Genomic DNA, 21,758 nt, shown 5'->3' with positions numbered 1-21,758 from the left:
CGTTATTCTGTGGCTTGCGCTAAAATTCCTTCATCAATTAGTTCATCTAAAGTATATTCGATTACTCTTTCTTTTTCAGGTATTTCGATTTGGATGAGTCGTTCTAAGATGTTTAAACCAACTACTTTACCCTTTCCATATGGTGTCTCCATTGATTGTCCGATATCTGGTAATTCACGTTTGGCTACTTCATAATCATCGTTTTCATATTTTAAACAACACATTAACCTTCCACATAGACCAGAAATTTTTGCAGGATTTAAGGAGAGATTTTGATCTTTTGCCATTTTTATAGATACAGGTTCAAAGTCACCTAGAAAAGTGGAGCAGCATAGCATTCTGCCACAAGGACCGATTCCTCCTAGCATTTTTGCTTCATCACGTACACCAATTTGACGAAGTTCTATTCTCGTCTTAAACATTGCGGCAAGATCTTTTACCAAGTTTCGAAAGTCTACACGACCATCAGCAGTAAAGTAGAAAATAATTTTATTACGATCAAATGTATACTCCACTTCTACTAAATTCATATCTAAGTCATGTTCTCTAATTTTTTCCAAGCACGCTTGAAATGCTTTTTGTGAGCGTTCTTGGTTCTCCACTACTGTTAATTTATCCTTATCGTTTGCGAGTCGAATAACTTTCTTTAGTGGAAGAACAACATCCTCCTCATCAACCTGTTTATTGGTAAGGACAACTTTACCAAACTCAATTCCACGGATGGTTTCAACGATGACATAACTATCTAACAGAATCGTCTCTTCCCCCGGATCAAAATAATATATTTTACCCGCTTTCTTAAAGCGAACACCGATAACTTCTATCATTCCTTATCACCTCTGTATTTGAAGTGTGAGCTGCTCCATCACTAAGGTTGGATGGACATTTTGCTTTAACTTTCGCTTTGCCTGCAACACCGTTTGTAAGACGTCTAATAATTGCTCCTGCGAAAAGCGTCTTGCTGCCTTTTCAAGCAATTCATCAGAAGGGGCGAAAAATACCATCCCAGCTTCGTTTTCTATATGGTAATAAAGAATATCTTTGAATGCGAATAGTAGGAGATCCAATCCTTCTTCATGCTCACTTCTTTCCTTGAAATGAGTCACCCAATGCTGATGAATAAATAAGTATACATCCTCTGGATTGGATGAAAGTACCTCTACTAATTGTACCACTATCTTTCTTGCGGAGGCAAACCACTCGTCGTTATTTCTAGTAAAGGCATCGTCTAAATTATTCGTTAGTGCACTCATTAAAACTGCATTTCTATTATGCATCCCTTTTTCTATTAATTGCTTTTGGAAGTTTACTGGATTAAGAGGCTTTAAATCAATGACCTGACATCTGGAACGAATGGTCGGGAGAATTGATTGACTATTGTCTGTCATCATAATCGCCGTTGTTTTTTTATTCGGCTCTTCTAAAAATTTCAAAATACGGTTGGCAGCATTAACGGTTAACGTATCAGCACCTTTGATAATATAAACTTTTTGATCCGATTCTAGACCAGAATACATAAATTCTTTCTGCAAATTCCTGATTTGCTCTATTTTAATCGATTGTCCATCTGGTTCAATCCAATGTACATCCGGATGATTTCCAGATGCAATACGGTGACACGCATTACAATGTGAACATGGCTCATCAGCTGAATTATTCTCACAAAATAACCCTTTAGCGATGAGCAAGGCGATCGCTTCTTTACCCGTGCCTCGTTCACCTTGAAGTAAATAAGCATGGGAAATCCGGTCTTTCTTTATGCTATTTGTTATTATCCTGCTTGCTAACGGCTGTATTTCGGCAACCTCAGGCCACGTTTCCATATGTATCCCCTTCATATTATCATGCTTCTTACGTATATATGTTAACCAGCAGACCTTTAATCTCACCAATTAAACCTAGTAGATCTACTGTCTTTTTTTCGTTATTCATGACTTCTTCGGTTAGTTCCATTAATTTTTCATTAACAGCTTTTACGATGGTTAGGTTTCGACTTTGTTGATCCACCCCAAAACGATGAGACTTTTCCAAGTCCAACCCACTATTAACTGCTTCCTGCAAAAAACCTTTGACTAACCGCTTAAATTTTGCTAAATCTCGGAACGAACGGAATCGAGCTAGCTTGTCTCCCTGCAGACTAATATTTTTTATTAAAACTTGGAATTCTTGCTGTTTAAGTTGTTGGGCCTGGGACTGCAGCGATTTCTGGAAAGTCCGGTTCTCTTCTCCAGCTGGTCTAATATACTTTGTTTCAGGTTGGGGTCTTAAATCCTGACTAATTTTCAAATGCTCAGTCCCTTCCGGCCTACAATCTCTTTTATCAAGACAGCTTAGCCTTAAAATTGATAAAACGATTCGATCGGCAAAATAAACACGGTGGCTCCACCTACTTCTACCTTAACTGGCTTTGGAATATAAGAATCAGCATTGCCTCCCATTGGCGAGATTGGTGCAACCATTTGTTCACGATGCGAACAGTTGTCTTTAATGATATCTAATGCTTCATCAACATATTCGTCTTCACACCCGATCATTAAGGTGGTGTTTCCTTCCTTTAAAAAACCGCCAGTAGTAGCAAGCTTGGTTGTCTTAAAATTCTCTTCACCTAGTGCATCCACCAGACGATTAGAATCTTTATCTTGAACCACTGCGATAAGTAACTTCATTTTTGCCAGCTCCTTTAGATTTTCTTATTTTCCTTAAATAAAGATAAGATATGACGTAAAGCTTCTTCTTCCACATCTTCCATTGGTTGATCCGCATTTATGAATTGAAATCGATTAGGAAATCTTTCTGCAAGTATATGATAAGCATCATAGACATGTTCATGAAATTCAAGATTTTCCAGATCCAAACGATTTTGCTCTCTATTTTTATTCGCCGCGATCCGGTCTAATCCTTTTTTGGGCTCAATATCGAAGAATAAAGTTCGATCAGGCATGCAATCACCAATGGCAAATTGATTAATTTTTAGTACCTCATCCATTCCTAGACCTCGCGCATAACCCTGATATACAAGGCTGCTATCTATAAAGCGATCGCATAACACTATTTTACCCTGATTTAATGCTGGCAACACTTTTTCAAAGAAATGCTGACTTCTTGCTGCTGCATATAACAACGCTTCTGTATGCTCTTCCATCTCTGTGTGAAGCGGATCAAGGATAATATTCCTTATTTTCTCAGCTATCTTGATACCACCTGGCTCTCGAGTAGCAAGTACATCATAGCCTTCATTGCTTAACCGTTGACTTAAAGCATGGTGAATCGAGGTTTTTCCAGCACCTTCCCCACCTTCAAATGTGATAAATAGTCCCCTCAACTTCCTTCTTCTCCTTCTTCCAATCCTATATTTATAAATACTTGGATGTCTTCTGTATACCGGTGTTGCATACGTACTCCTTGTTCACGCAGTAGGAATAGCGTGTTTATATGTGTAGTTGTGATTACTTCCCCTTTTAGTATTAATGCGATTCCAGGTGGATATGGAATAACCGATTCTGCCGCAACATACCCAACTGCATCTTGAAGCGGGAAGTAATTCGTTTGCAACTGATCCATTGTTTGATAAGACAAAGCTAATTCCTGAACCTTCTCAGTAAAAAGTCCTTGTATGTCTATTGTATCATGTCTAGCAGTATTTTTTAATTGATCATTCACGGTTTTTACTGCTTTTTTCAAGCGATTTACTTCAGTAAATGGAGCTAATCCGTGAATGAATAATAATTGGTTATGTGTTGCTAATTCTGGATAAATTTGCTGTTCCTCAAAGTAGCTAGCAACTTGTGTTGCAGTAATCCCTTCCTGCATTTCCAATGTAATTTTTAATGGATCATCTGCTGTTACAATACTCCAGTAATTGGTTTGACTTAACGCCCCTTTGACCTTGTCGACGCTATCTAATATGGCATGTATAGCTTTTGGAGGCATGTTTGCCAGAAAAGCACGTGCGATATCCAACGAAGCCATTAATGGATAAGAAGGGCTACTGGATTGAATCATTTGTAAATAGTGAGCAACTTGCCGTTCAGATACATACCTAGAATTCATATGAAGATACGATCCCATTGTCATCGCTGGAGCCATTTTATGAGCCGATTGAACAACGATATCAGCACCTAGTTTTATAGCAGAAGGAGGCATGGGAGAACCCAAAGAAAAGTGAACACCATGCGCTTCATCAATTAGAACAGGAATACGATGGGAATGTGCCAGTTCTATCATCTTTTTTAAAGCAAATGTATGTCCAAAGTAATCCGGGTATGTAAGCACGACTGCCTTCGCATTAGGATGCTGTTCTATGGCTCGCTTTAATGTGTTTATATTTGGATTGTTATACCGATGAACAGCTTCATTATAATCTGGCGCAATAAATACCGGGCTTGCTCCACATAATTCTAATCCGTTCATAATTGATTTATGAACATTACGTTGTACAATAACCTTATCAGATGCCTTACATGTAGCTAATATCATAGCCAAATTGCCGGCCGTACTTCCTCCTACTAGAAAAAACGTTTTCTTTGTTTGAAAGAAATCGGCAGCCAACTGTTCCGCATCAGCAATAACCGTTTCTGGTGCATGTAAATCATCCAATCCTGTTAACTCTGTCATATCAAATTTAAGCAGTGTATGAAAATATTGTTTCACTGCTTCAGGAAATATATTCCCGTTTTTATGACCTGGTACATGAAAGGAAATGGGACGATTCACTGAAAATTGTTGTAGTGCATGAAATAACGGCATTCGTTGTTGGTTCATTTATCTTCGCCTCAATATGATGAAATTAACTGATCATATCTTATCATATCAGCACTAGACTTTCATTTAGATAACAAAAAAAGCCTTTGCGGACAAAGACTTTACCGATCTAGGAATATAGTTTTGGTTTGTTGATATTTTTTAATTTATGGAGATAATAGTTATACTTTTCTTCACGTGGTTCCGTATGAATCATATTATGCTCACATTCTGAACAGATAAACAATGTGTACAAATGAATACCTGATTCCTTTTCTTCTTCACAAATACCACAACGTTCATGTGTTAAGCTTTGTTTCATTTCTCCACCTCCGTTATGAATTAGTATCTCCTAATCTAACGGATCTTATACAAAAAAATCTTTGAAAATGAATTGAAAATAGTAAGCTTTAAGAATTTCTTTTATATTTGCATTTAATCAATCATGAAATAATAAACAAATGAATTGCTGATAACGATGCCAACCCGAAGATGCCTAGAAATCCAGCTATTACCGCTGTGAATAAATTTATTGGAATATGCAATCCAATTGCTCCACCGAACACATTAATAAAAAACAGAAATAATATCCCGATTCCAAGCTTTACCGTCGTATGTCCAATAAAGCGCATTGGTTTTACGGGCGCCCCTACAAATAATAGGATAATAATTAATGCAACCATAATAGAAATTACTAGTGTCGAATTCAAACTAATCAACCCCTCTTTCTTGTCCCTTTCTACTACTTATGCATAAAATGAAAGAAAAAGAACCAGACATAGTAAAAACACTACACAGTATACATTGCGTTCTTCTAATCAGATATTAGAAGTCTCTGTATTCAATTTCACTGCCGTTCCTTCAAGTAGGAGGTGGATCAAATGAAACAATGATAATTTCATCAATAAAGGAATTAAATCCTATTAAATGAAAATTTACTTGCTCAGCTTCACAGGACACCTTTCTTGTAACTACTTCCGAAAATAACTCACCCGGTGATAATTGTAGTTTCTTTTCATCTAGCTTAATTGGTATCTCTACATCTGCAATATTCTTAATCTTTATTTCTATGTTAGTAACACATGCTGCATCAAAAGATAAAAGATCAGCATCAATATCTAGAAGATCTTTTGTAGTTGCGTTGACTACCTTTCCGTGTGATTCAGTTTCACTCATAAACCAAGCCTTTGTAGTAGATGAAGATATAGATATACATAGTGTATAAACGAGTATGCAGCTAAGCAGTATAATAAAAGCTCTTCTCCTTTCCACTACACGCTCACCCCTCTAACTCGCATTACTCATACGTTGCACCATCATCTGTTTGTTTACCAATCACATGAAAAGTTGCATCATACTGTGCACCTTGGTATTCATTGCCCGCACTCTCATCTAACTTAATAGCTATCATAATATCAATATATTGACCTTCATCAAGTTGCCAGAAGGAATCTTCACTCCCCTCACCGAACGTAATCTCACCTGAATCAACCTCTTCGTCTGTTAATAGTTCTCCAGAAAGTTCTACTCCTTCAGTATTAGCAGTTGTAAATGTCCGTTCATTTGTTTCCCCATTAAATAGATTTTCTAATTGTATTTTTGATTTTTCATAGGTATCCTGATCGGGAGTAGTTGTGTACTTCATAGCCATGTATCCAACCTCATATGCATCTAAGGATGCTTTATCAATTGAATGTGTATAAGTAGCATTTAGATACGTATCTAAGTCACCACTGTTCTCAATAGTCACCCAATTTCCATATTCAAGCTGTGAGGGGGCAAATTTAACTCCGGAAAAAATCGGTGTTTCTATATTGCTATCATTATTAATTTGTAATACTCCATTCTGCATGTCACCTTGCGCCTCTGTTTCTGAAGTAAACCAAGAGTATGTTCCTATCCCAGCTGAAGCTACCAAAATTCCAGCAAAAGTCGTACCTAATAATGTTTTCTTTAATTTTTTCATAAAAGTTCCTCCTCATATCTTTTTAATATTTTGTTTTGATGGATGCCTTTTTGCGGATTTCTGACTCCTTTCATACACCTCCAAACAAATATATCCAGTAAAAGGGAGAAGGATAAGCAGAAAAAACCCTACCGGTCCACTGATAAACTTAGAAATAAAACCTACATTCGGAATCATAAATACCTGTTTTCCTATAACATTCTTTGCAGACACCAGCGTCTCATCAACAACATTATTATTGTCCCCCTTTGTAACAAACTGGATATCCCCCTGTTGCAAAATCACTTCACTTACTCGGTGAGTAATATATTTATCCGCTGCTTCTTTAAAGGTAATAACGTCATTTTCTTGAATCTCTGATGCTTCCAATCTTTTTACAATGACCATATCACCAGTTTCGAATGTCGGATTCATACTATTAGACAAGACTGTAAAAGGCTGAAAACTAAACAAAGAAGGAGGCTGTCCAGGATTACGAAGCAATTGAATCACAATAAATAGAACGAAGATAACCATTAGAACAAATAAAAGACGCAGCAATATCTTCAGTGCTCTCCTAAATTTATCTTTGATTTCAACCATCCTCTCCCTCCTGACAGCTCATTTTTATAAATAGGAACTCACACACCGAAGTGTGTAGCATTCCCAATTCATACTTTTCTCTCTAATTATTTGGTTCTAGCCCTATTGATTTAAGAAAATCATTCAACCCTTTATTTCCTAATTTTTCTAACGGGGTTTTATTCTCTGGTGCGTCAAAACCAATATCTAAGAAATTCTTTTCAATGAAACGAATGTCTGCTTCATCAACAATTCCATCCTTGTTTACATCCGTTTTATCATTTTCTTTACCATAATGGGCTACAACACGCATTACATCATGGATGTCGACAACTTTATCGCCATTGATATCTCCAGCAGTGTTCATGTCTGGATGCACTCGCTTGGATTCGCCAATAACTTCACCATTCTCTTCTATCCCTACTTCTGTCTCCAATACATTATTTAAATGACCGGGGACTTCAACATAGACATTGTACGTTCTTTCAGATACCGGAAGCCCCTTGATCGTAAAATTCCCCTGCTCTGTAATCGTACCTCTGTATTTTTTACCATCTTGATCTTTTGCATATATCTTAACGCCCATTTCTTCATAATCTTTCTGTAATACAAATCCATCCTCATGAAGAAATGCTTCTGGCTCGATAAAACCTGTAATAGTAGAATGCTTTGGAACAATCGTATACTTGTCATGTGAGAAAACAGAGATCGATACTGGTTCTGATTCACCGGCTTTCTCATAACTAAAATCGTCAACAGATAGACTTGTTGCGCCACCGTAATAGTGGTCATCAATTAATTCAAATGTGACATCAAGAAATTTCATATCTTTATCAATGCCTGAAAACGCATTACCTTCGATAGATGCTCCTACTTTCACAAAATCTGTCCAATAGTCTTCTCTAAATGAAGGTTCGTTCAAGTTTATTTCTAAGTCATTCTCTTCTGCATATGCTGCAAATGCTTCATTTACCTGAACTCCATCAAACTGATAAAGATCCTTCGCATACTCTACTTCAAATTCCCCAGACATTAACGCCTTCACGTTGTTTAGACTTAATGTCAAGGTAAATGTATTGCCTTTCTTTATTTCCTCTTTGTCATAAGTAGACATGCCATAGGCTGTTCCTTCTTCAACAAATGTGTACCTCGTTTTATTAACAATATCGGCATTCGTAGCTAAATCAACAGGCAATAAATCTAAATTTACTGGTCCATTCTCAATTTCTTCAGGCAATAAACCAAACTTCATATTTCCGTTTGCTTCAACTGGAATCTGACCTGGAAATGGAGAATTCTGATAATAGGCGACAATATTTTCCGATTGATCATAATCCAAGCCTTTTGATTTTAAAACATCAATTGTAGAATCATACACATTCGTATGAACCCATAGAGCATGATGCCCATCCTCATCTGTATACATAGACTCATCCACTTCATGTACTCCTGGTTCCAAATCATTAAACGTTAATTCCGGTGGTGTATTATCGACAATAGCAACATTCTGTATGGTGTACGTATCTCCATTCTCATCGTGACCAATCACTTCAAGGATATAATCATCTTCTGGTAATTTGACTCTTTCTTCTGCTATTGGATTTTCTGTGTCATCGGTAAATGGAAAAACGCTTCCCATAAATGCTTGCAACACGTAATACTCTCTACCAACTTCCATATTACTGCTATCTAATGTACCGACTAATCCAATCGGCTCTTGTGTTTCTCCATCTTTCACAATAACATCCATTGTTTCGATTGGACTTTTTATTTTTAAGGCCATATTGATAAATGGAAGTAAAAATGGATGAAATGTCCATTCATTTGGAACTGCTTGGCGGTCTAAATCGACATAATCAATCCCTTTATCGGTAACACGAACAGCGAATGGTACTTGGAAATTCTCTTCACTAGCTTCGTTTTCAACATGGATATATCCCTCAAACATGCCATATTCTGCATTTTTTGGTACTTGAATCGTTGCATTGATTTCCTCTGATTGTTCAGATCCAACAGTTATTGATTCAGGTACGTTTAACTCGATCCCTTCTTCATTTCCGTGTAGGAATTCAACATTTATGGCATATGATTTCTCCTCGGCTGAGTGATTCTCAATGCGAATATCTTTCTTTTCTTCCAAACCTTCCCCTTCCTCTAAATAATAGCTGCCATAGCCAATGGAACCAGTAACCTCGTCGATCATAGTGGTTTCTTCCCCATCCAACATCTCTGTTTTATCAAGGACTTTAACCGATGTATTAGTATGAACAGCATTATAAGCATTAATTCTCCCCGATCCTACTTCATAGACAGAGTAATTTTCTTTTAGATCAACAGAGGTATTCATTAAGGCGGCTTTTACTTCAAAGGGACTGTAATTTGGATTCTCTTGTAAAATAAGTGCTGCTGACGCTGCAACATGTGGAGAAGCCATGGATGTACCCTGTATACGTGCATAAGCTAAATCATAATTATTATGTTCTGGATCATTAACATAGGATGGGTAAGTAGAGAAAATTGCCACCCCAGGTGCAACAACATCTGGCTTGATATCATAATTTTGTGCTGCAGGTCCTCTCGAACTGAAATCTGCTAAATGGTCACCTTCTGATTCCGTATTTGTTAACTCGCCAAACGTTAGTAAAAGTTCATCTGAAAGAACCTCTTTCAAAGCCTGTCCATCCTCATTAGAAAGACGGAATGCTGGAAGATAGGCTGTACTTTCTCCAATATAATAAGGGATTTGCCCGTCTTCATTATTGAATACAATGGCAGCTTCTGCACCTGCATCTTTTGCATTTTTAACTTTTTCATCAAAGGAAATCTCGCCACGCTTTATTAATGCAATTTTCCCCTCTACATCAACCGCTGCAAAATCCTCAGCATACCCCAGCCCTGCGTCAACTATAGAAAAGGATTGATCTTTGAACGCTTCTAGATTATCTGTGAAATTTTTTGCTAACAGTTGCATATCTGTTACCGTCACATCTCCTGCTGTAGCGCTAAACGTGGGGATAGTCTGTGACACATCACTTGCTCCAACAGAAATAGGAAATGCAGCGGCCCCAGGCGATCCTACTGTTTTCTCACCTGGTCCAGCATTACCTGCTGCTACTACTGTTACTACATCAGATAATACAGCATTATTAACTGCTAAAGATGTAGGAGACAAAGGATCATTCGCATTAGATCCTAAGGATAGATTGATAACATCCATCTCATCTTTAACAGCCTTATCAATTCCTGCGATAACCCCATTGGTTGGCCCAGAACCATAAGGACCTAAAACACGATAGTTATATAAATCCACTTCAGGAGCTACACCTTTGACCGCATAATCAACATCATTGCTCTTTGTACCAGCAATCGTCCCAGATACATGGGTGCCATGTGATGTGTAATAACTTACGCCACTAATAAATTCAGCTTCACCAGATTCTCGCCAATCTTTATAGGTCGTCTCCATTGGATCAGCATCATTATCGATATAATCCCAGCCTTTAACCTGGCTAGGATCGATTTCAGCTGGGTTTTCTCCTTCCGTAAAACGATAACCTTGATAGGCATCCGTCAAATCAGGGTGGTTATAATCAATACCAGTATCAATTACCCCAACTTTAATTCCCTCCCCTTTGATGCCTTCATCATGTAATCGGTCTACACCAATTTGCGGGACACTATCTGCCATTTTTGGTTCCACTTTCTTTTGATCAACTTTAGGTAATTCTAAGCGAACGGTTTTATCCTTCCAAACACGCTTAACAACACCCGTTTGAATTAAATCTTTAACTGAATTTCCAGGCAATGTCATTGCCACACCATTTATTGCATGCCGATACTCATGTGTAATAGAAGGCCCATCAGTAGATTTTGTTTTCTTCATTTTTTTTAGGACTTCTTTAAATTGTTTATGTGATGATTCTACTTTTTCTTTTGCTTGCGATAAAGTAACCTTGCTACGTGACCTCATTGCCTTTGCTTTTGCTACCTCAACCTTTGCAGGATCCTGCTTAAATTCAACAATTACTTTTACGGGCTCTGAACTTTCTATATTAATATCTGGGTGTATAGTAAAACCTTTATCGGCTTCTAATTCATGGATAGCCTTGCGCTCTTCTGCAGTTATGTTACTTAATAGATTATTTATTTCCTTATCTTTATTCGACGAAGCGAATGTGTGACCAGGAAGTAGATACATGATAAGTAAAAAAATAGATAAATAAATTGTGAACAATTGCAATCTACGTTTTAACATAGCCTACTATTCCCCTCTCTTTTTTCTACTAAAATTAGATTTGAATCACTTTCCTCCTTTCATGTAGTGGACTTCAAGTAAAATTCCTTCTTATTAAATATGTTATATCTACTTTTTAATACTGTAAATTGGGGTAATTCTGTTATTTCCGAAAATTTAAAATAGTAAATTCGGATTACTATTCCTAGAAATACAATAGGTTTAAAAATTTACTCTAATCAGTCGTACTATATTCTAATCGTCAATCGTATTCTGGCCTACGTGTAATTATAAGAGCTAAATTCACATCAAAAGCACTATTAATAATTACCCCAAGTCAGCTATAATTGGTATAAAAAAGCCGGTTATTGTATTGACAGGAGCTTTCATTAATCCTCATACAAAGATTATGATTATTTAATGATGAAGATCTTCTAATAAGGGGGCACACAGCGATGTATGAAGGGAAAATCTTAAAATTTTACAGAGAAAAAGCAAAAATCACCCAAGAGCAACTTGGGCGGGGAATTTGTTCTGTGACACATATTAGTAAAATAGAAAGAGGGTTAACGGAGTATTCTCCTGAAATCACTATGTTATTAGCTCAAAGACTTAACATTAATATGGAGCAGGAAACTGCCAATTTAATCAATTTAAAAAAGAAGTTAGACCAGTGGCACGAGATGATAATATCTCAAGATTATAGCAGTGCTACTACCATTTATGATGAATTCCAGGAAAATGAAATGATAATTATTTCAGAATATTATCTTTACTATTTGCTTCTAAAAGGAATCTATCATTTGAAGCAAGGTTTTATTAAAGAAGCAGGAACATTAATTAAAACACTGCAAAAAAAGCGCAATAAACTCAATAATTATGAAGAAAATCTTATGAAACATGTGTTAGGTATCTACTTTATGATGACAGACGATCATTTAAAGTCCATCCATCTATTAAAAAGTATTCAATTCGATATTTATTCAAATGCATTAGTTTATTATGACTTAGCCGCAGCTTATCATCATATTCACTCCCCCGTGCTAGCATATTATTACGGAGAAAAAGCACTTAATGCTTATAAAAAGAAAAATTATTTTCTCGGGGTTATTGATACAGAAAATTTAATGCTAATTGAAGTGGAGTCGGGTCAACATCGTAATTTCAAAGAAACAAAAGAACAATATCAAGATTTAATTCGTCTTTGCGATCTGTGTAACTCACCAGATAAAAAGGGGAAAATACTACATAACTTTGCCTATGAACACTTAAAAAGAAAAAAATACCATGAAGCAGGAAAATTATATAAAGCATCCATGGATTTAAAAGAAAAGAAGAGTAATATTTATTTACTGTCACTAGAAGGATATGTTCGATGTGCAAATGAAGGGGATTTTTTAGAAAAAGACCAATTAATATCCTTAATTGAAGAGGGCTTATCCATTGCTTCAGAAATAAAAGAACCCCTATATAACCATGTGTTTTTGCTACATTATTACACCATATTTGATCAAGAAAAACAGTATTATCATTACTTAACAGAAAAAGCATTACCTTATTTTAAAGAACATGGATTTTTCGTTACCATGAAACGATATGAAAAGGAATTATTTAATTACTTCCTAAAAACTGAACAATGGGAAAGAGCTGTGCAAACGGCAGATTACATTATTAACAAGGTTGATGATACATATATATTTTAGTTTTTCCGAACACAGCATCTTTATTATCTACACCTACCTAGAATTAGGTACAATACCGTTTGTTTCTATTACTTATTCTGCCATTCCCAGTCAAACCATCTACCATGCCCATCGGTTTCACCTAGATTATACATATGCTCTTCGCCATTAATGTAAGCGTCTATATGTAAATTGCGGTCTGACATATTATTATAGATATGAATAACATCACGATGCTTGGCTATTTGCTGTAAATTATCCATCAATTTATTTTTTACTTCTAATGGTATTTGATTAGCTACATGCGTGTGAAATATACAAACAATGCTATCGGCTGGTGCTTGTTTCGATAAGTCAACGATTCGTTTCACACCATCTCCTTCTAACAGACATGGAGGGCTTTTCTTCAGCTGCTCAACTGCAGATGCTAGAAGTTCTACCCGCTCTTGATTTTCTGGCCAAATAAGCGCACGTAACCAATTATAATCGGAGGCTTTTGTTACATCACAACAATGCAAATCCACACCGACTCGAGAAACAATAGAAGGCCGAATCGCTAAATGCGGTGGCTTCTTCCCCTTCCTCACTCTTGAAGTGATGTGTAATGCAGCGCTTGGGTTTCCATATATTATACCATCCCCATAGGAATAACTATATTGTTCTACCAGTAATTGCAATCCTGCGCTTGTTCCTATTTCTATTAAAGACAATGGTTTATTTGTCTGCTTAAAAATGCCACAGAATATTGGATACAAGTACGCACATCTTCTGACTTCATTGGTCTGCACCCGCTTTGATTCAAGAATATCGATAATCGATGATTGATGGGTAGTACAAAAGTCTTTAAACTCTGGGAATACTTGTTGATAATCAGCAGGATTTTCTACTAAACTCGGGTAAAATGCTTGCAAGGAATGGTCTCTTCCCTGAAGCAACAGATAATGCACGGCTCCTAAGAATAAATTCGGCTCTGGCTGGCCTTTTGCTGCATGACCGCTTAAGCGTAACATATCCATATCTTCAGAAATCTTCCACGCCAAATGCTCATAAAGTGGACTGCTATCCTTCGCTTCTTGGGCAAATAATTGATAGCGTTTAGCATGATCACTCATATTCATTCCCCCTATTTTTAAAAGTATCATACGAAAATATAAAAGCAGCCAAGTAGGAGATGTGCTGCAGTTGTAAATTTCTATGAGCAACTACTTCCTTACCTATAGAAAAAGACAAGTACATCACTGCCTTGTCTTTGCTGTCCAAATCAATTAACTTTTGGATTTAATGATAGGTCGCCCGCAATTTTCGATGCCTTGCTTCACGTAGTAAAAATAGATACTTAGCTTGAGCAAAAGCTTCCCAATAGTTTCCATCCATAGAGGGATCAATGCTTCTAGATACCATCGATTCAATTTGCTTCCACTCTTTTTCCAACCGTATCATTGTTTCTAGTAATTGTCCGTCCATCTCTTTTTTCTTTATTTTTTTAGCCATTTATTCACCTAATTCCTACAGATCTCTTCTACCCTCAAGCGCTTTTGATAAGGTTACTTCATCTGCATATTCCAAGTCTCCCCCAACAGGCAGCCCATGAGCAATTCTTGTTGTCTTGATGCCAGATGGCTTTACAAGTCTGGAGATATACATTGCTGTAGCTTCCCCTTCAATATTTGGATTTGTAGCCAAAATCAATTCTTCAACTTGTTCATCTTTCAGTCGATTAATTAAATCTGGTACATTAATATCCTCTGGCCCAATGCCATCCATAGGAGATATAGCACCATGAAGTACATGGTACTTGCCATGATACTCTTTCATTTTTTCCATGGCAATAACATCCTTTGGATCTTGTACCACACAAATAATCGATTGATCTCGTGTTGTATCTTGACAAATGGAGCAAGGATCCTGATCGGTAATATGACCACAGGTAGAGCAATGGGTTAGTTCTCGCTTGGCATTAACCAAGGAATTAGCAAAATCCATTACGTCATCATCCTGCATATTCAAAACAAAGAAAGCCAGACGGACTGCTGTTTTTGGTCCGATTCCTGGCAATTTAGTAAAACTGTCAATTAGCTTCGAAATTGGTTCTGGATAATACATTTATACGCCTCCAAGAATTAGAACATTCCAGGCATATTCAACCCTTTCGTGAATTGTCCCATTGTATCATTTGTTTTATCATCAATTTGTTTTAGAACATCATTGGTAGCTGTCAGAATTAAATCTTGTAGCATTTCTGCATCATCTGGATCAATAACTTCTTCATTAATTTGAATATCTGTAATCTCTTTTTTTCCATTTGCAGTTACAGTAACCATTCCGCCACCTGCAGATGCTTCAAAAGACATCTCATGTAATTCATCCTGTGCTTTCATCATCTTCTTTTGCATTTTTTGCATTTGCTTCATCATATTTCCCATATTTCCTTTCATGGAAATACCTCCTTTTAATAATAGATACGTTCATTGGTTAATCGTGAATTTCAACCACATCGTCCCCGAACAGTTTTCTCGCTTCTTCTACAAGAGGGTCAGCAGTACTTTCTTCCTGAATTGTCGTTGTTTTTTCTTGATTCGATATATATTCTGTGCGTAATTCTTTCCAATCCGTTTCCGGTATTGGTATGATTGTTAACGATTTTCCCATGACATTTGCCAATACGGATTCTATGGTTTCCTGGTTATCTAAGAACAAGGAACAATGGATTTCATATTTAAACGCGACTACAAGCACCTTATCTGAAGCTGCCGCTGGTTTGCTGTCTTGTATGGTAGCGTGAGCCGGTGCGTTTGCTTTTTTTAAATTGGACAAAAAGGCCGCCCATTGTGAATGTACTTGTTTTAATGCGGATTTCTCTGCCTGCTTGAGGACATCTCTAATTCGCTCGTATGGAATCTTATAGCTATTCTTAGATGATCGAGATGGTGCTTTCCGTGTTTCACGCTGCGGTGCAGGTTGCGCACTTACTACAGGGTTTTCCTTCAGTAAGTTCACCTCTTTTTCTAATTGCCCAAGTTGTGAGGTTAATCTAGCTATCATCTCTGAATCCGCAGGTTGAGCTGATTGGGCTTGATTGTCTTTTCCATTTGTAATGGATAATATAGCAATTTCAATGTATACTTTAGGGCTATTTGTCCACTTGATTTCCTGTTGACATTGATTTAGTTGATTCATTGCTTCTTGAATCCAACTATTCGTTACCTTCGCGGCTAATTCTTTAAAAGGTTGATCTGCACGTGCTCGTTCAAGAAGCGCTTCTAGGGTTGGGGCACTTTTATAAAGTAATACATCTCGTAAGAAATAGATCATATCATAAACAAACCGAGCTGGGTCCTTCCCCTTTTGAATCAACTCATTCAGCTGCATAAGCGCATGTTGTACATCCTTTTCATACATTGCGCGGACAATACTTGTTAGTGTTTGTTGCGATACGCCCCCTGTAACTGCTAAAACATCTTCTAGTTCAACCGATTCCTCACTATAAGATATCGCTTGGTCTAAAATACTTAAGGCATCTCGCATACCGCCTTCAGCCGCTAAGGCTACCGTATCTAATGCTTCTTTAGATACAGCGGTTCCCTCTACATCAAGAATCGTTTGCATGCGTTCTACAATCGATTGATTTGAAATAGGCTTAAAGTCAAACCGCTGACATCTAGATAGAATCGTCAACGGGATCTTGTGGGGTTCTGTTGTAGCTAAGATAAATACGACATGCTGTGGCGGTTCTTCTAATGTTTTTAACAATGCATTAAACGCATTTACGGATATCATGTGTACCTCATCTATGATATATACTTTATAAGGTACTACACTAGAGGCATATTTTACTTTATCTCTAATTTCACGTATATCTTCAACACTTGTATTCGATGCAGCATCAATTTCAATGACATCAGAAATAGAACCGTCTTGTATTCCACGGCATGCTGCACATTCATTACATGGTTCTTTGACTGGCGAACGTTCACAGTTAATCGTTTTAGCAAAAATCTTCGCAGCACTAGTTTTCCCTGTACCACGTGGGCCAGAAAACAAGTAAGCATGGGAGAATTTTTCCTGTACAATCGCATTCTGTAATGTCCGTGTTATATGGGCTTGCCCGACCACGTCAGCAAAATTCCTTGGACGCCATACGCGATATAATGCCTGATAGCTCATGATACGATTCTCCTTTAAAATCTCTTTCTAATTATACTCTATTTTAGGGGGGAATGTGAACCATGGCGGTACAACAAATAAGAAAAAATCAATCCCATTATCTAACATTTCGACTATAACTCGTGTCGTTTTTAATCATTTGCTTTATAATTAGTATTGAATATGTAGAAAAGGAGACTAACAATGACTTTATTAAATGAAATTCTATCCTTTAACAAAGCGTTCGTTCAAAATGAAGAATATGAAGATTTTGAACGTAATAAACTTCCGAATAAGCGTGTACTCATACTCTCTTGTATGGATACAAGACTAGTAGAATTATTACCCAAGTCAATGAATATCGCGAATGGTGATGCCAAGGTTGTAAAGACAGCGGGGGCACTTGTCTCCGAACCATTTGGTAATGTTATGCAGAGTATTATTGTAGGAGTCTATGAATTAAACGTTGATGAAGTATGCGTCATTGGTCATTATGATTGTGGAATGGGAAATGTTAAAGCAGATCAAACAATAGAAAAAATGAAGAAACGTGGGGTTACGCAAGAAAAACTAGATACCTTACAAAACGCTGGAGTAAATCTAGATCAGTTCTTAAATGGTTTTGCAGATGTAGAAGACAGTGTAAAAACAAGTGTATCGACCATTCGTAATCACCCACTCATTCCAGATAATATCCCTGTTCATGGATTAATTATTGATCCAAATACCGGAAGGCTTGATCTTGTTGAAGAAGGCTATACAAAGTAATTAAAAAACCTCTGACTATAATGAGTCAGAGGTTTTCTTTTTATATGTAAACCGTGCACCCACCGTTGATACAACAACCCTATGCGTTACTCAAGTTCATGGCTCTACCTAGGCTTCCCCGCGGCACACAGGAATGACCACTTACTGCTGCTTCCTTCCGGACCTGACAGGGTTCATGGGTTCCTGTTGCGCAGGACCTAAGCGTCAACACCACTCTCTTGAGGCAGACCATAAAGTCATTGTACCTCGGGTGGGGATTCGGCCTCGCTATAGCGGATTGCGAGTACAGGGCACCGCTACCTCCCCACTTAGCACGGCATTAATCATTATACCTATATTATATTAAAAATGCAATGGTAGAGCATGGAAAATTAAGAGTCTGAGTCAAAAGTATATTATTCATATAATAGACCGCCAATGATTTCACTTGATCATTTCGATTTCGGATTAATCGTGACAGGTTCTATCTTCGCTCAGCGTTTCATTACTACTCTTTTATATTTTCCGGCTTATATTGCCGTCTCTCCCTTACTTGTTTTTTTTCTGCTGCCTAAGCTCTTTGAAAAAATTCTTTAAAAGGTCGCCACATTCTGTTTCTAATACTCCACTTGTTACTTCTACTTGATGGTTAAACCTTTCTTCCTCTAAGAGATTCATTAACGTACCTGCACAACCAGCTTTCGGATCTTTAGCTCCATATACAACACGCTTTATTCGTGATTGAACGATTGTCCCAGCACACATAGGGCAAGGTTCTAATGTTACATAAAGTGTGCAATCTTCTAATCGCCAACTACCAATAAATTCATTTGCTTGCTGAATTGCTATTAACTCTGCATGAGAAAGAGTTTGTTGAGAAGTCTCTCGAAGATTATATCCTGAGGCAATTACTTCCCCTTCATAGGTTATAACTGCTCCAATTGGTACTTCATTTTGGTTGGCTGCTTTTTTTGCTTCTTCTATTGCAACGTGCATGAACGTTTCATCTGACAATTTTATCACAACCTTTCTTTAAAAGTTTGAAAACCTTGAAAAAGGTAATAATTAATAAGAAAAGCATAAAGCACTTGCCTCTAGCAGCTCATCATAGTTTTAAATGGTAACACTGGTAATCCCTTCTCTTAGAAAGGAGTAATCACATTGGATACATCATTAGAAAATACGGCTGTTCTTTTTGTTGATATTATTAATGATTTTCGATTTGATGGTGGAGATAACTTATTAGCAAATACAAAAGAAATATTACCTGACTTAAAAAATTTACGGATATATGCGAAAGAGAATAAATTACCTATCATCTATATTAATGACCATTATGGTCTATGGCAGGCTGATTTTCACAAAATTATCGATTATTGTCATAACGATCGCAGTCAAGAAATCATCGAAACGTTAAAACCAGATGATCAAGATTATTTCTTAATTAAACCACAGCACTCTGCCTTTTTTCAAACCCCATTACAATCCTTGTTAAATGAATTAGGAAAGACACATCTATTAATGGCTGGCATTGCTGGTGATATTTGCATTCTATTTACTGCAAAGGATGCCTATATGTACGGATACAACATGCATATTCCAAAGAATTGCATGGCATCCGAAGGAAAAGACAATAATGATTATGCTTTGTATTTATTAAATTCTGTCATGAAAGCTGATATCTCAGCGATATAATTGGAATAACAAAGATTCCCTTCTCATAGATTGTAAGTAGCACATCTATAAACTGTAGGTTTTGAACAACCTCATAAAGGAGGGAATCGGTATGCAAATACATGTAATTACCTCAGGCGAGTCACTGTACGGAATTGCCAATACGTATAACACAACTACGCAGGCGCTTATCGATGCAAATGAACTTGATGCTCCAAATAATCTTGTTGTCGGCCAGGCTTTAGTGATCCCGATCATTGGACAATTTTATTTTGTTCAACCTGGTGATAGTTTATATTCCATTGCTCAACAATTTGGTATCTCTTATCAAGAATTAGCACAAATCAATAATTTCCCACCAGGTAATATCCTGCCAGTCGGATTTAGGCTTTATATACCGCCAGTCTCTAAGTCACCTATCACGACAAACGCCTATATTGAGCCAACCGGTGGAACCGTATCAGAAACATTAGAAAACGCAGCCACAAAAACAACACCTTACTTAACCTATTTAGCAATTTTCAGCTATCGTGTTGGTCGTGATGGAAGTTTGACACCGCCCCCATTGAACGGGTTATCAGAGATTGCCCAACAGAATAACGCAGCGAAGATGCTTGTGGTAACAAACCTGGAAGAAGGCGAATTCAGCCAAGAACTTGGTCATATTATTGTAACCGTTCAAAGTGTCCAAAACACACTACTGGATAATATCGTCAATACAGCTACTACTGGCGGATATAGCGATGTTCATTTTGACTTTGAGTTTCTTCCGCCAGAGGATAGAGAGGCGTACAATAACTTTTTACGGAAAGCAAAAGAGCGTTTATCACAAGCCGGTTTACTGATGTCAACTGCATTAGCACCAAAAACGAGCGCTACCCAGACCGGGCAATGGTATGAAGCACATGATTATGCAGCACATGGAGAGATTGCAGACTTTGTCGTGCTCATGACATATGAATGGGGGTATAGTTATGGACCGCCAATGGCTGTATCTCCACTAGATCAAGTAAGAGAAGTTGTTGAATATGCCTTAACGGAAATGCCAGCTGATAAAATCTTATTGGGGCAAAATTTATATGGTTATGATTGGACATTACCTTATGAAGAAGGTGGTGAAGCTGCACAAGCAGTTAGCCCGCAACAAGCAATAACAATAGCGAGGGAGAACAATGCAGAAATAAAATTTGATGAAGGCTCGCAAGCTCCCTATTTCACTTATACGGATAACGAAGGCAATCAACATGAGGTCTGGTTTGAGGATGCCAGATCCATCCAAGCCAAATTTAATCTAATTAAAGAGTTAGGATTATTAGGCATATCCTATTGGAAGCTGGGCCTTGCTTTCCCACAAAATTGGCTGTTACTGCAGGATCAATTTGACATCGAAAAAATGGAACCATAAAAAAAGAGGAGCTCTGCTTGATGCATAGAGCTCCTCTTTCTTTTCGATTATTTATTTAATACACGAACTGCTTCGCGATTAAATGCCGGTATATCATCAGGTTGACGACTTGTAACAAGTTGATCCTGACAAACCGCTACTTCTTCATCTACTACCTTTGCACCAGCATAGTCCATATCTACTTGAATCGATTTAAATCCTGTTGCTTTTCTACCTTCTAACGTTTTAGCCGTAATTAATAACTGTGGACCATGACAGATAGCGAATACCGGTTTCTTCTCATCCATAAAATGCTTTGCAAATGTAACAAAACTATCATCTGCACGTAACATGTCTGGAGAAAAGCCACCGGGAATAAATAACGCATCAAAATCACTCGGGTTCACATCATCAATTCCTTGATCAATCGTGACAGTGGTTTCTTTCTGCTTTCCTGTTACATTGTTTCCTTTTTCTTTTTCAATGGTAACAACTTCATGACCAGCCTCTTTAAAAGCCTTTACTGGATCCGTATATTCTACATCCTCAAACATATCTGTAATGACTGTTGCTATTTTCTTACTCATTGATATCCACTCCTTTACGATTGCTACATAATTACATATT

Annotated in this window: 23 protein-coding genes and 1 other RNA gene; 4 read left to right on the top strand and 20 right to left on the bottom strand. The window is 37.3% G+C overall.

The window, feature by feature from the left end; genetic code table 11:
• Nucleotides 1-2: 2 nt before the first annotated feature.
• The 12 genes from M948_RS30935 to M948_RS30880 all read right to left on the bottom strand — a co-directional run bounded on the left by M948_RS30935 (nt 3) and on the right by M948_RS30880 (nt 11,522).
• Nucleotides 3-827, bottom strand: coding sequence for a PSP1 domain-containing protein (locus M948_RS30935; protein WP_021290337.1), 825 nt, complete (start codon nt 825-827; stop codon nt 3-5).
• 6 nt (nt 828-833) lie between these two features.
• Nucleotides 834-1,823 carry a DNA polymerase III subunit delta' gene (gene holB, locus M948_RS30930; RefSeq protein ID WP_021290336.1) on the bottom strand — a complete coding sequence of 330 codons (990 nt, stop codon included), beginning with the start codon at nt 1,821-1,823 and terminating at the stop codon, nt 834-836.
• Between the two features lie 28 nt (nt 1,824-1,851).
• A complete protein-coding gene (locus M948_RS30925) occupies nt 1,852-2,286 on the bottom strand; it encodes a YaaR family protein (RefSeq protein WP_021290335.1) in 435 nt (144 codons plus the stop codon).
• Between the two features lie 50 nt (nt 2,287-2,336).
• A complete protein-coding gene (locus tag M948_RS30920; protein WP_021290334.1) occupies nt 2,337-2,666 on the bottom strand; it encodes a cyclic-di-AMP receptor in 330 nt (109 codons plus the stop codon).
• Nucleotides 2,667-2,680: 14 nt separating this feature from the next.
• Entirely contained in the window at nt 2,681-3,322 is a 642-nt protein-coding gene (tmk, locus tag M948_RS30915; protein WP_021290333.1) for a dTMP kinase, read from the bottom strand.
• Complete coding sequence (locus tag M948_RS30910; protein ID WP_021290332.1) at nt 3,319-4,761, bottom strand: aminotransferase class I/II-fold pyridoxal phosphate-dependent enzyme; 1,443 nt, start codon at nt 4,759-4,761, stop codon at nt 3,319-3,321. The genes tmk and M948_RS30910 overlap by 4 nt, the downstream gene beginning before the upstream one ends.
• A gap of 109 nt (nt 4,762-4,870) precedes the next feature.
• On the bottom strand, nt 4,871-5,062 hold the full coding sequence (locus tag M948_RS30905) for a sigma factor G inhibitor Gin (protein ID WP_021290331.1): 192 nt from the start codon (nt 5,060-5,062) through the stop codon (nt 4,871-4,873).
• A 121-nt stretch (nt 5,063-5,183) separates the two neighbouring features.
• Nucleotides 5,184-5,450 (bottom strand): pro-sigmaK processing inhibitor BofA family protein, encoded by a 267-nt coding sequence (locus M948_RS30900; RefSeq protein ID WP_021290330.1) that lies wholly within the window; start codon nt 5,448-5,450, stop codon nt 5,184-5,186.
• A gap of 151 nt (nt 5,451-5,601) precedes the next feature.
• Entirely contained in the window at nt 5,602-5,916 is a 315-nt protein-coding gene (locus M948_RS30895; RefSeq protein ID WP_148530672.1) for a hypothetical protein, read from the bottom strand.
• Nucleotides 5,917-6,037: 121 nt separating this feature from the next.
• Nucleotides 6,038-6,706: a hypothetical protein gene (locus tag M948_RS30890; RefSeq protein ID WP_021290328.1), complete on the bottom strand. Its 669-nt coding sequence runs from the start codon at nt 6,704-6,706 to the stop codon at nt 6,038-6,040.
• 12 nt (nt 6,707-6,718) lie between these two features.
• Nucleotides 6,719-7,288: a signal peptidase I gene (locus M948_RS30885; protein ID WP_021290327.1), complete on the bottom strand. Its 570-nt coding sequence runs from the start codon at nt 7,286-7,288 to the stop codon at nt 6,719-6,721.
• An 82-nt stretch (nt 7,289-7,370) separates the two neighbouring features.
• Nucleotides 7,371-11,522, bottom strand: a complete 4,152-nt coding sequence (locus M948_RS30880) for a S8 family serine peptidase (protein ID WP_021290326.1) — start codon at nt 11,520-11,522, stop codon at nt 7,371-7,373.
• A gap of 434 nt (nt 11,523-11,956) precedes the next feature.
• On the opposite strand from M948_RS30880, the gene M948_RS30875 reads away from it, so the two are divergent.
• On the top strand, nt 11,957-13,204 hold the full coding sequence (locus M948_RS30875) for a helix-turn-helix domain-containing protein (protein ID WP_021290325.1): 1,248 nt from the start codon (nt 11,957-11,959) through the stop codon (nt 13,202-13,204).
• A gap of 68 nt (nt 13,205-13,272) precedes the next feature.
• Here the strand turns inward: M948_RS30875 and M948_RS30870 are convergent, their stop codons facing one another.
• From M948_RS30870 to dnaX, 5 genes are all read right to left on the bottom strand, one after another.
• Nucleotides 13,273-14,301: a DUF2332 domain-containing protein gene (locus tag M948_RS30870; RefSeq protein WP_031335306.1), complete on the bottom strand. Its 1,029-nt coding sequence runs from the start codon at nt 14,299-14,301 to the stop codon at nt 13,273-13,275.
• Between the two features lie 160 nt (nt 14,302-14,461).
• Complete coding sequence (locus tag M948_RS30865; protein ID WP_021290323.1) at nt 14,462-14,674, bottom strand: YaaL family protein; 213 nt, start codon at nt 14,672-14,674, stop codon at nt 14,462-14,464.
• Between the two features lie 15 nt (nt 14,675-14,689).
• Nucleotides 14,690-15,286 carry a recombination mediator RecR gene (gene recR, locus M948_RS30860; protein ID WP_021290322.1) on the bottom strand — a complete coding sequence of 199 codons (597 nt, stop codon included), beginning with the start codon at nt 15,284-15,286 and terminating at the stop codon, nt 14,690-14,692.
• A gap of 17 nt (nt 15,287-15,303) precedes the next feature.
• Nucleotides 15,304-15,618 carry a YbaB/EbfC family nucleoid-associated protein gene (locus M948_RS30855; RefSeq protein WP_021290321.1) on the bottom strand — a complete coding sequence of 105 codons (315 nt, stop codon included), beginning with the start codon at nt 15,616-15,618 and terminating at the stop codon, nt 15,304-15,306.
• Between the two features lie 37 nt (nt 15,619-15,655).
• The gene (gene dnaX, locus M948_RS30850; RefSeq protein ID WP_021290320.1) at nt 15,656-17,347 is read right to left on the bottom strand and encodes a DNA polymerase III subunit gamma/tau; all 1,692 of its coding nucleotides are present in this window, start codon (nt 17,345-17,347) and stop codon (nt 15,656-15,658) included.
• Between the two features lie 183 nt (nt 17,348-17,530).
• Here dnaX and M948_RS30845 point away from each other — a divergent pair, with 183 nt between their 5' ends.
• Nucleotides 17,531-18,094, top strand: a complete 564-nt coding sequence (locus tag M948_RS30845) for a beta-class carbonic anhydrase (protein WP_021290319.1) — start codon at nt 17,531-17,533, stop codon at nt 18,092-18,094.
• Between the two features lie 51 nt (nt 18,095-18,145).
• On the opposite strand, the gene ffs is transcribed toward M948_RS30845, so the two are convergent.
• An RNA gene (gene ffs, locus M948_RS42790) (signal recognition particle sRNA large type) lies at nt 18,146-18,411 on the bottom strand.
• Nucleotides 18,412-18,622: 211 nt separating this feature from the next.
• On the bottom strand, nt 18,623-19,087 hold the full coding sequence (gene tadA, locus M948_RS30840; RefSeq protein WP_021290318.1) for a tRNA adenosine(34) deaminase TadA: 465 nt from the start codon (nt 19,085-19,087) through the stop codon (nt 18,623-18,625).
• A 147-nt stretch (nt 19,088-19,234) separates the two neighbouring features.
• On the opposite strand from tadA, the gene M948_RS30835 reads away from it, so the two are divergent.
• Both M948_RS30835 and M948_RS30830 read left to right on the top strand, forming a co-directional pair.
• Nucleotides 19,235-19,768: an isochorismatase family cysteine hydrolase gene (locus tag M948_RS30835; protein ID WP_021290317.1), complete on the top strand. Its 534-nt coding sequence runs from the start codon at nt 19,235-19,237 to the stop codon at nt 19,766-19,768.
• A 91-nt stretch (nt 19,769-19,859) separates the two neighbouring features.
• A complete protein-coding gene (locus M948_RS30830; RefSeq protein WP_021290316.1) occupies nt 19,860-21,152 on the top strand; it encodes a glycoside hydrolase family 18 protein in 1,293 nt (430 codons plus the stop codon).
• A gap of 47 nt (nt 21,153-21,199) precedes the next feature.
• On the opposite strand, the gene M948_RS30825 is transcribed toward M948_RS30830, so the two are convergent.
• The gene (locus M948_RS30825; protein WP_021290315.1) at nt 21,200-21,718 is read right to left on the bottom strand and encodes a type 1 glutamine amidotransferase domain-containing protein; all 519 of its coding nucleotides are present in this window, start codon (nt 21,716-21,718) and stop codon (nt 21,200-21,202) included.
• Nucleotides 21,719-21,758: the final 40 nt, after the last annotated feature.

The sequence above is a fragment of the Virgibacillus sp. CM-4 genome (assembly GCF_000445495.1).
Classification (GTDB): domain Bacteria; phylum Bacillota; class Bacilli; order Bacillales; family Amphibacillaceae; genus Virgibacillus; species Virgibacillus salexigens.
This window is presented reverse-complemented; position numbering and strand designations above follow the sequence as displayed.

Bases quoted from the DNA above. Each gene is read 5' to 3' on its own strand.
- M948_RS30935 (WP_021290337.1), bottom strand. From the start codon at position 827: ATGATAGAAGTTATCGGTGTTCGCTTTAAGAAAGCGGGTAAAATATAT.
- holB (WP_021290336.1), bottom strand. From the start codon at position 1,823: ATGGAAACGTGGCCTGAGGTTGCCGAAATACAGCCGTTAGCAAGCAGG.
- M948_RS30920 (WP_021290334.1), bottom strand. From the start codon at position 2,666: ATGAAGTTACTTATCGCAGTGGTTCAAGATAAAGATTCTAATCGTCTG.
- M948_RS30910 (WP_021290332.1), bottom strand. From the start codon at position 4,761: ATGAACCAACAACGAATGCCGTTATTTCATGCACTACAACAATTTTCA.
- M948_RS30905 (WP_021290331.1), bottom strand. From the start codon at position 5,062: ATGAAACAAAGCTTAACACATGAACGTTGTGGTATTTGTGAAGAAGAA.
- M948_RS30895 (WP_148530672.1), bottom strand. From the start codon at position 5,916: ATGAGTGAAACTGAATCACACGGAAAGGTAGTCAACGCAACTACAAAA.
- M948_RS30890 (WP_021290328.1), bottom strand. From the start codon at position 6,706: ATGAAAAAATTAAAGAAAACATTATTAGGTACGACTTTTGCTGGAATT.
- M948_RS30885 (WP_021290327.1), bottom strand. From the start codon at position 7,288: ATGGTTGAAATCAAAGATAAATTTAGGAGAGCACTGAAGATATTGCTG.
- M948_RS30880 (WP_021290326.1), bottom strand. From the start codon at position 11,522: ATGTTAAAACGTAGATTGCAATTGTTCACAATTTATTTATCTATTTTT.
- M948_RS30875 (WP_021290325.1), top strand. From the start codon at position 11,957: ATGTATGAAGGGAAAATCTTAAAATTTTACAGAGAAAAAGCAAAAATC.
- M948_RS30870 (WP_031335306.1), bottom strand. From the start codon at position 14,301: ATGAATATGAGTGATCATGCTAAACGCTATCAATTATTTGCCCAAGAA.
- M948_RS30865 (WP_021290323.1), bottom strand. From the start codon at position 14,674: ATGGCTAAAAAAATAAAGAAAAAAGAGATGGACGGACAATTACTAGAA.
- recR (WP_021290322.1), bottom strand. From the start codon at position 15,286: ATGTATTATCCAGAACCAATTTCGAAGCTAATTGACAGTTTTACTAAA.
- M948_RS30855 (WP_021290321.1), bottom strand. From the start codon at position 15,618: ATGAAAGGAAATATGGGAAATATGATGAAGCAAATGCAAAAAATGCAA.
- dnaX (WP_021290320.1), bottom strand. From the start codon at position 17,347: ATGAGCTATCAGGCATTATATCGCGTATGGCGTCCAAGGAATTTTGCT.
- M948_RS30845 (WP_021290319.1), top strand. From the start codon at position 17,531: ATGACTTTATTAAATGAAATTCTATCCTTTAACAAAGCGTTCGTTCAA.
- M948_RS30830 (WP_021290316.1), top strand. From the start codon at position 19,860: ATGCAAATACATGTAATTACCTCAGGCGAGTCACTGTACGGAATTGCC.
- M948_RS30825 (WP_021290315.1), bottom strand. From the start codon at position 21,718: ATGAGTAAGAAAATAGCAACAGTCATTACAGATATGTTTGAGGATGTA.